The organism is uncultured Campylobacter sp. (assembly GCF_937997465.1).
Taxonomy (GTDB): Bacteria; Campylobacterota; Campylobacteria; order Campylobacterales; family Campylobacteraceae; genus Campylobacter_A.
The window spans coordinates 1-7,750 of record NZ_CALKTQ010000082.1 but is presented as its reverse complement, the minus strand read 5'-3'; the positions used below and the strand labels follow the sequence as shown (position 1 = coordinate 7,750).

8 protein-coding genes are annotated in these 7,750 nt (G+C 45.8%); 6 read left to right on the top strand and 2 right to left on the bottom strand.

Annotated elements, in window-relative coordinates; genetic code table 11:
• Positions 1-43 precede the first annotated feature (43 nt).
• Positions 44-553: a hypothetical protein gene (locus Q0546_RS02450; RefSeq protein ID WP_298790210.1), complete on the bottom strand. Its 510-nt coding sequence runs from the start codon at positions 551-553 to the stop codon at positions 44-46.
• Positions 554-682: 129 nt separating this feature from the next.
• Between Q0546_RS02450 and Q0546_RS02445 the strand changes: the two genes are divergently transcribed.
• The 4 genes from Q0546_RS02445 to Q0546_RS02430 all read left to right on the top strand — a co-directional run bounded on the left by Q0546_RS02445 (position 683) and on the right by Q0546_RS02430 (position 3,227).
• On the top strand, positions 683-1,537 hold the full coding sequence (locus Q0546_RS02445; RefSeq protein WP_298790208.1) for a D-amino-acid transaminase: 855 nt from the start codon (positions 683-685) through the stop codon (positions 1,535-1,537).
• Between the two features lie 150 nt (positions 1,538-1,687).
• Positions 1,688-2,185, top strand: a complete 498-nt coding sequence (locus Q0546_RS02440) for a DUF523 domain-containing protein (protein ID WP_366519247.1) — start codon at positions 1,688-1,690, stop codon at positions 2,183-2,185.
• Positions 2,163-2,384 carry a hypothetical protein gene (locus Q0546_RS02435; RefSeq protein ID WP_298790203.1) on the top strand — a complete coding sequence of 74 codons (222 nt, stop codon included), beginning with the start codon at positions 2,163-2,165 and terminating at the stop codon, positions 2,382-2,384. Before Q0546_RS02440 ends, Q0546_RS02435 begins: the two co-directional genes overlap by 23 nt.
• Before the next feature lie 432 nt (positions 2,385-2,816).
• On the top strand, positions 2,817-3,227 hold the full coding sequence (locus Q0546_RS02430; protein WP_298790201.1) for a hypothetical protein: 411 nt from the start codon (positions 2,817-2,819) through the stop codon (positions 3,225-3,227).
• A gap of 92 nt (positions 3,228-3,319) precedes the next feature.
• Here Q0546_RS02430 and Q0546_RS02425 read toward each other — a convergent pair whose 3' ends face one another.
• A complete protein-coding gene (locus Q0546_RS02425) occupies positions 3,320-5,395 on the bottom strand; it encodes a M15 family metallopeptidase (protein WP_298790199.1) in 2,076 nt (691 codons plus the stop codon).
• A gap of 44 nt (positions 5,396-5,439) precedes the next feature.
• On the opposite strand from Q0546_RS02425, the gene Q0546_RS02420 reads away from it, so the two are divergent.
• Together Q0546_RS02420 and Q0546_RS02415 are read left to right on the top strand one after the other, a co-directional pair.
• Positions 5,440-6,762 (top strand): AAA family ATPase, encoded by a 1,323-nt coding sequence (locus Q0546_RS02420; protein ID WP_298790197.1) that lies wholly within the window; start codon positions 5,440-5,442, stop codon positions 6,760-6,762.
• Complete coding sequence (locus tag Q0546_RS02415) at positions 6,759-7,262, top strand: hypothetical protein (protein WP_298790195.1); 504 nt, start codon at positions 6,759-6,761, stop codon at positions 7,260-7,262. The genes Q0546_RS02420 and Q0546_RS02415 overlap by 4 nt, the downstream gene beginning before the upstream one ends.
• Positions 7,263-7,750: the final 488 nt, after the last annotated feature.

Below are 7,750 nucleotides of genomic sequence, written 5' to 3'. Positions count from 1 at the left end.
GAAATACAAAAATCAAATTTTAGACCCGCTTATTTTGCAATAACTAAATCCCGGCCTCAGACTGCGCGACTAGGCGCTCTAGGACGTATTGCTCCAAGTCCTTGCGCGGGATTTCGTTTTTTACCGCTTCGTTGTAGATCATCTCGACTTTTGTGGAGTATTTTTCGTAGCTAAAATACGGAAAATGCACGCTCCAAGCCTTTTTTATGAGCTCTTTGCTTACGGCTTTTCTCGCCCAAATTTTAAACATATCAAACCCGATAAAAACAGCCGATGTGCCCGCCACGGCGCTAACGATCGAGAGGTGAAAGTCAAGCTTGGTAAAAATATGATGCGTCAAAAGCAGTAAAATAAAAAACACGACAAAGCACAAAAGCCCGTAAACTAGGTAAGTTCTTGCGTAGCGAAATTTAAAATTTAGCTTAGCAGGATCTACCAACATGCCTTCGTTAAAAAGGCAATTTGCCTCGAGTAGATCGCGAAACAGCACGGGTTGCTTCGAGATAACAAAGATATTTTCTAGGATCAAATTTTTTAGCGCGTTATTTTTCATATTTATGATTATCCTTAAATTTAGCCTCAATTATAGCAAAAACTTCGTAATCCAAGCTAAAATTTGGCCTTAAAGCAACGCTTTTTAAGAGTATTTGAGCTAAAATTACTTAAATTTTAAGGAGAAAAAATGAACGGAATAGTATATCTAAACGGCGAATTTATAGACGCAGCAGCGGCTAAGGTTAGCGCATTTGACCGCGGATTTATCTTTGGCGATGGCATCTACGAGGTGGTGCCTGTGCTAAACGGACGGCTCGTGGATAGGGAGGATTTTTGGGAGAGATTTGAGAGAAGCCTGGCTGCGATCGAGCTAAGCTTGCCGCTTTCAAAGAGCGATTTTCAGGGCGTTTTAGAGGAAGTAGTCTGGCGGAACAACCTAAAAGAAGGCGGCGTTTATATGCAGATCACTCGCGGCGTCGCCGATAGGGATTTTAAATTTATAAAAGGCCTAAAGCCGACTTGTTTCGTATTTTGCTACGAAAAAGATATCGTCGCAAACCCCGACGCCACAACTGGCATCGAGGTTGTTAGCGTCGAGGATATTCGCTGGAAGCGCCGCGACATCAAGTCCATCTCACTTTTGGCTCAGTGCTACGCCAAAGAACAGGCTGTAAAAGCCGGCGCCTACGAGGGATTCATGGTCGAAAACGGCTTTGTTACCGAGGCGACTAGCTCGTCTGCATTTATCATAAAAGATAACGTCCTGATAACCAAACCGCTCTCAAACGAAATTTTGCCGGGCATTCGCCGCAAGGTGATTTTAGGTTTTGCCGAAAAGGCGGGGCTTGAGATCAGGCAGCGACCGTTTACGATGCAGGACGTTTACGATGCCGACGAAGTGTTTATATCGGCTGCGACGCTGCCGCTACTGCCCGTCGTCAAGGCTGACGGCAAGCCGATAAGCGGCGGCAAAGTCGGTAAATACGTGCCTATGCTAAGGCAAATGTATATAGATAGAATCAAAAAAGAGGCCGGGCTTTAGGCTAAAATTTGATGTTTCGGGTCGACCTTATATTTGCGAGAGTCGGCTCAAATTCGGCTAAATTTGACGAATGCATTTAAATTTGCCGTCCGAAGCGTTAGTAAATTTGAGCTAAAAACGCCTGCCTGCCATCAAATTTCGGAACTAACTATGAAAAATAAACCCAAAATTTTAATCAGCGCCTGTTTGCTCGGCGAAAACTGCAAATATAACGGCGGCAATAACGCAGACGCGATTTGCGCGGGCGAGCTTGCCAAACTTAGACAAATTTACGAGCTAATCGCCGTTTGTCCGGAGAGTATGGGCGGACTAACGACCCCGCGCGAACCTGCCGAAATTTGCTCAAAGGGACGGGTTTTAACCAAATTTAGCGGCCGCGACGTTACGCGGGAGTTTGTTTTGGGTGCTCAAATTTGCGCCGATATTGCCCGCGAAAACAGCTGTAAAATCGCGGTTTTAAAAGAGCGAAGCCCAAGCTGCGGAAGCGGATGGATTTACGACGGAAGCTTTACCGGGCGGATCGTTAGCGGCGACGGGATAACCGCAGCGGCGCTAAAAAAACTTGGCGTTCGGGTAGTTGGCGAGAGTGCGCTCGTGGAGCTAAATTTAGAAAAAGAGGCAGAAAATGGCCGAGTGGATAAGCCTTAAAGATATAACGGACGGCGCGAAATTTTACGCCGGGGCGGCGATTAGGATAATGCCGACAGCGCGCGGGCTTGCAGAGGGAAATTTTATCCCCGAAAACGGGCTTGTTTACCTTATATCGGACAACGCTTCGGACAAGAGCTATTTTAACTGCGTCTGCCTAAGCAAAGGAGAAGAAGGCAACGTGATCTGCCGCCCCTAGCGAGATGGCAACTACGTACTTGGAAGCGAGATCAAGCGGATGTTTGAGAGCGAGCTGCAAGAGGCATTTATAAGTAAAAGTATCGAGATCGCAGTAATATAAGGCGGTGAAATTTAACATCTCTAGTTTGTTAGTAAAATTTGGTTTATGCTGCTAGCTAGCGGCGCAAAAGATGTTATAAATTTGTGCGTATCAAATTTCTAGCGCTACTTTGAAAAATTTACCGCTTGAAATTTTATCTAAATTTTCCGGTAAGATTTTCGGAGCTTTTAGGCTTGGTATAATCAAATTGTAGCCAAATTTGGCAAGCAAAACGTAGCCATAAAACAAACGACAAGAATGGAAGCAAATTTGCAAGCGGCGTAAAATTTGTAAAAACGGTAAAAATATCGACGACGGCAAAACGGCAAATCGCCGCCCTAAATTTAAAAAATGGCAGGTCAAATTTTATCGTCGTCCGTCTGGCTTGCGCAAAATTTACGAACTATAAAACGTAGGCTAAACCAATACCGCGTCGTTTCGGCGTCAAATTTAACCGCCCAGCCCATACCAAAGCTAAATTTAACAAACCGCAAAAAGGGTGGCGAGCCTCTCGCAATCGCTTGCAAATTTTCGCCGAATATCAAAAACACGGAAACGCAGAAATGCCATGCTTACCGAAATCAAACCGCCAAATTTAATCCAGCTTTTACTAAAAATTTAGCCGAATTTGACGGCAAATTTAAGTCCGGTTTAGCTCAAATTTGCCACAGAGGCGATAGATTTTTCATGTCGTCTGCCTTAAATTTTACGCCAAAAAGCGGCAAAGCAAAATTTATTCGCGCCTTCTTGATTGTAGCTTAAATTTACGGTCTGCGACGCCTCGCTACCAGCCAAAAAATAACGATAAATTCAAGCCGAATTTGACCAAATTTATCGTCAAAACCGCATCAAATTTATCTTAGATGCCCAAATTCCGGTCTATACTCGAAGTGCATCGTATCAAAGCTCACCCAGCGCCCACCCCAGATAAAGCCGTGTTTTTCAAAAACGCGCACGATCTCCTCGGGGATTTGATTGCGGTAGCGGCCGTCCTTGCTCCAGCGCCAGTAGTCGCTCTTGTCGGTATTTATGTCGATCGCGATGCCGTAGGAGTGGGAGCTCTTGCGCTTTGTACCTTCGATCACGCGCCAGTTAAACGTGCCAGACGGGTTATCGAGAAATTTTAGTAGCTCGGGCTTTTGCAGGGCCAGCGCGTCAAGCTCGTTTGAGACGGCTTGCAAGGCGGTTGCCGCGCCGTTTTTGGAGTTAAATTTAAGCGTTTTGCCGCCGTGATTTTTTAGCCAAACGACGTCGGTTAAATTTGTCTTCACTTCCGCCTCATTCGCGCCGTAAATTTTATCTAAAAGCTCGTAGCTTCGGTATCTGCCCGCGTCATTGCTAGGTAGCACTAGAGGCTTAAATAATGGATAAGGCTGCGCAAAAGTATCCTCGACGTCGGCAAGGTTTAGTAGATGCGCCGTGTCTTTTGTCTCGCCGTCGTCAAATTTAATTTTGCTGCCGTCAGCGAAAATCACCTCATTGCCGACGATTTTCACGCCATAAGCTTTTTCGATCGCCGATTTTTTCGCGCGCGACGCCTCCTCGCCGCTAGCCACTTCAAAGGTATTCATGGAGTTTATCCGCGAAACCAGCAAACGTTTTGGATCGATGTCTGAGACGTCCGAGCCGATTTTTAGCGTCGTGATCGCTATGCCGCCGATCATGGCTCTGCCGTTATCTTTCGTGCGGATACCCCAGACATCGTGCACGGCGAGCGGTTCGTCGCCGCGCATACCCGCATAAAGCATGATATGCCCGTTCATGTGAAATAGCGTTCTATACGGCACTGCTTGCGTTTTTATGACGCGTAGTTTTTCTTCCGCGCTTAAATTTGCTAGGCTCACGACCTTGCCGATTTGGCCTTGCGCCTTTGAGTTTCGCGGCAGCCACACGCCAAAGCTACCGAGAAAATCCTGCAAAAACAGCGAGCAGTCGCGCTTGCCGCCAAACCCGCCCCAGCCGTAGCTTTGCCCGAGCAACGATGATGCCAGCGTTCTTACGTTTTCGTCGCTAAATTTAAGCGGAAAGCGGCTTGCGCTTTGTTTTGAGATCTCGTAGTTTCTTAGCCCGCTTTGGGTCTGGATTTTGCCGTAAAATTTAAACTGATCCTCGCTTTGAAACGGCAAAATCGCGCCTATACGCCCGTAAAATAAAAAATTACCGTTTTTATCATATACTGGCTCTTCATCTTTTATAACGCTTAAAAATTTAGAGTTTTTTAGCTCCCTCACGGCGTCTGCGTTTAAAATTTTGATTTCGGTCGATTTCACCCAGGCCCATGCAGCGTCGCTACCCACAAACGCCCACGCGCCGTCGGCCGAAAAGTGCGAAACGTAAAGCGGATAGCCGATAGAGACGAAAGATAGTTGGGCGTAATCAAACGGTAGTCCCTCGCCGGCACGTGCCGGATTATAGAGTATGGCCTCGTCGGTCGGTACATTTCGCAGGCTAGTATTTGCCGTCGTTATCGCAGGTAGAGAGACTTTACCGAAGCTCTCTACGCTAGCGTTTTTACGCACCTTTTCAAACCATTCGTTCGGGATTTTGCGCATATTTGAGAAATAATACTGCCTTTTTGCCGTATTTTTATAGTAGTCCAGAGCCCAAAACGCATCTTTTGCGGTGGTTGAAGGCGCTCTTAGATCAAGCGAGTTAAAGCGTTTTTGTAGCAGTGTCTGGCCGCTACTTTGAGCCTCAAAAGGCAGTATCGGCAACGCATTTACATTTTGATCGACGTCAAATTTTAGATAGCTGATGTGGCCTAAATTTTCGTCCGCGCTCTCCTCGGGCATATCGTATGCCGACGCTGTATTGGCGCCTTGATCGGGTAAATTTACCGCACTAGTGGCATCTTTTGACGATGCGCAACCGCCTAGCATTACTAACGCTACTGCCGTAGAAAGCATAAATTTATTAATTTTCAATCTCACTCCTTAAAAATAAGCTATAATTTTACAAAAAGTTAGGGAAATTTGTGCTAAATCAGCTCTTAGAAATATTAAAAAAATCAAATGTTTTTCTCACCGGGCGCGGCGGAGTAGGCAAAAGCCACCTCACGCAAGCGGTCATCAAGCACTATAAAAGCGAGCTAAAAAACGTCGTGGTGCTGGGCAGCACCGGCATCGCAGCGGTAAACGTCGGCGGAGTGAGCGTACATAGTTTTTTTAAATTCGGCATTTGCTCAAACCTCGAGGAGCTGCGCGGCTACGACCGCAAACAGCGCGGAAAGCTCGGCGAACTAAAAAAGATGCTCGACGTCTGCGATCTCATCGTGATAGACGAGATCTCGATGATCAGTGCGGGGCTGATGGATATGATTTATTACCGCTTGATGAGCTCGCGATTCGTCGGGCGTGTGATGCTCGTGGGCGACTTTTACCAGCTACCGCCCGTACGAAAAAACGGCGATGACGGCAACTCGCTGTTTAAATTTCTTTATGCTTTTAATTCTAGCTCGTGGCATGAATTTGAGTTTAAAAATATCGAACTAGTCGTCTCAAAACGCACGAAAGATAAAAAATTTTACGATATCTTATCTATGCTTCGCGTCGGGCGACTGAGCGAAGAGGTGTTTAGCTATATCGAAAATTTACGCGTGCCAAGCGTACAGGTGGATGACGACACGAGCGTGCTTTTTGGACGAAATTACGAAGCTGACGAGCTAAATAACAAGATGCTCTCTAAACTGCCAGCGCCGCTTGAAAGAGCCGAGGCGCTAGTGGAAATTTACGATGAAAATTTGAACGAAAACGCGCTGGATCGCTGGATCGCAAACCTCTACGCGCCTGAAATTTTAAACATAAAAATCGGAGCGAAAGTTATATTTACCGTAAATAAATGGGGCGAGTATTATAACGGCGAGCGCGGACAGATAATGCAAATTTTAAAAGAAAACGGCGAGATAAAAAGCGTCATAGTGCAAAAAGCTAACGGTGAGATCGTCGAGGTGGAGCGCGCGAGATTTGACATGAGCGAGTTTGTGATGGCGGGCGAGCATCTCGAGGAGCGCGCGAGAGCGTCTTTGACGCAGTTTCCGCTAAAGCTAGCCTACGCGATCACGATCCACAAATCCCAAGGCATGAGCATCGAAAATTTAGTGTGCGATCTAAATCATATCTTTGCCAACGGGCAGCTCTACGTCGCACTCTCGAGGGCGATCGATCCAAAAAAGCTGAGGATATTTTACGGCAAGAGTCGGCCGTTTAGAGAGTATTTGCAAAGCGTCGTTAAAATAGACGAAGAGGTCGAGAAATTCTATCTTGAAAACAAATTTGAAAACATTAAGGAAGACGTATGAAAAAGATTTTTGCGCTGGCTCTTGCCGCGGTTATGGCCCTTGCCGAGACGCTAAATATAGATAACTTTGAAACCGATCTATACTCCAGAGACGCTAAAAGCTCGATCAAAAAAGTAAGCGTGAGCCTGCGTCTAGAGGGGCGAGACGTCGCGGATAATGAAGCGTATGTGCTTGACGCGCTAAACGTCGTTATCGGTAGCTTTTATGTCGAGGATCTGCTAACCTCGCTGGGTAAGGAAAAATTTAAAGAAACTCTTGTTAAATACACCGCCAAAAAGCACTCGATCGATATCGACGAAGTGCTCATCATCTCGCTAAAAACCGTGCGCGAACCAAATATCGAAGAGCTACTTGAAGCGCTAAAAAACGTCAAAACTACAGGCTCAAAAAGATCGCAAAAAGAGCAGGTCGAGGATATACTAAGAGGAAATAAAAATCAGCTAAAACCGATGGATTTAAACCAGATAGATGATTTTGGCAAGGATTTTGGCGAGCAGTAAATTTGGGATTAAATTTATAAATTTTATGCACCCAGACCTGCGCCTTTAGGGTGTTAAATTTGACTTGATTAAATTTAACACTGCGAGTTTGGTTTTCTTGTGTAAAAAACAACCGTTTAAGGTTGTTTTTTACTTTGTTGTAAAGGGGGTGGGGCTTAAATTGCGCTCTGCTTTGCAGTTGCGAGCGTAGCGAAGCAAAAGAGCTCCCCACCCCCTTTAATCCCCCCCTACGACGCTTTTCTTCGTAGGGGTAACTTGTTACCGTCTCGTAACGAGCGGAGCGAAGTTAAGGGTGGCGACATAGCTTTGCTAACGCAAAGCGTCGCAGGTTTAAAATTATATTTTCAAGATGAGGGTCTCGGTGGGTAAAATTTAAAAACAGATTTTTACAAAATTGGACTTCAAATTTGAACAAAAGGCGATAAGGCGCAGTATTTTTTCTTTAGACGAGGCGGATTTAAATTTTACGACGGGAGCTACCTGGTCGG

Bases quoted from the DNA above. Each gene is read 5' to 3' on its own strand.
- Q0546_RS02440 (WP_366519247.1), top strand. From the start codon at position 1,688: ATGAAAAATAAACCCAAAATTTTAATCAGCGCCTGTTTGCTCGGCGAA.
- Q0546_RS02445 (WP_298790208.1), top strand. From the start codon at position 683: ATGAACGGAATAGTATATCTAAACGGCGAATTTATAGACGCAGCAGCG.
- Q0546_RS02430 (WP_298790201.1), top strand. From the start codon at position 2,817: ATGGCAGGTCAAATTTTATCGTCGTCCGTCTGGCTTGCGCAAAATTTA.
- Q0546_RS02435 (WP_298790203.1), top strand. From the start codon at position 2,163: ATGGCCGAGTGGATAAGCCTTAAAGATATAACGGACGGCGCGAAATTT.
- Q0546_RS02450 (WP_298790210.1), bottom strand. From the start codon at position 553: ATGAAAAATAACGCGCTAAAAAATTTGATCCTAGAAAATATCTTTGTT.
- Q0546_RS02415 (WP_298790195.1), top strand. From the start codon at position 6,759: ATGAAAAAGATTTTTGCGCTGGCTCTTGCCGCGGTTATGGCCCTTGCC.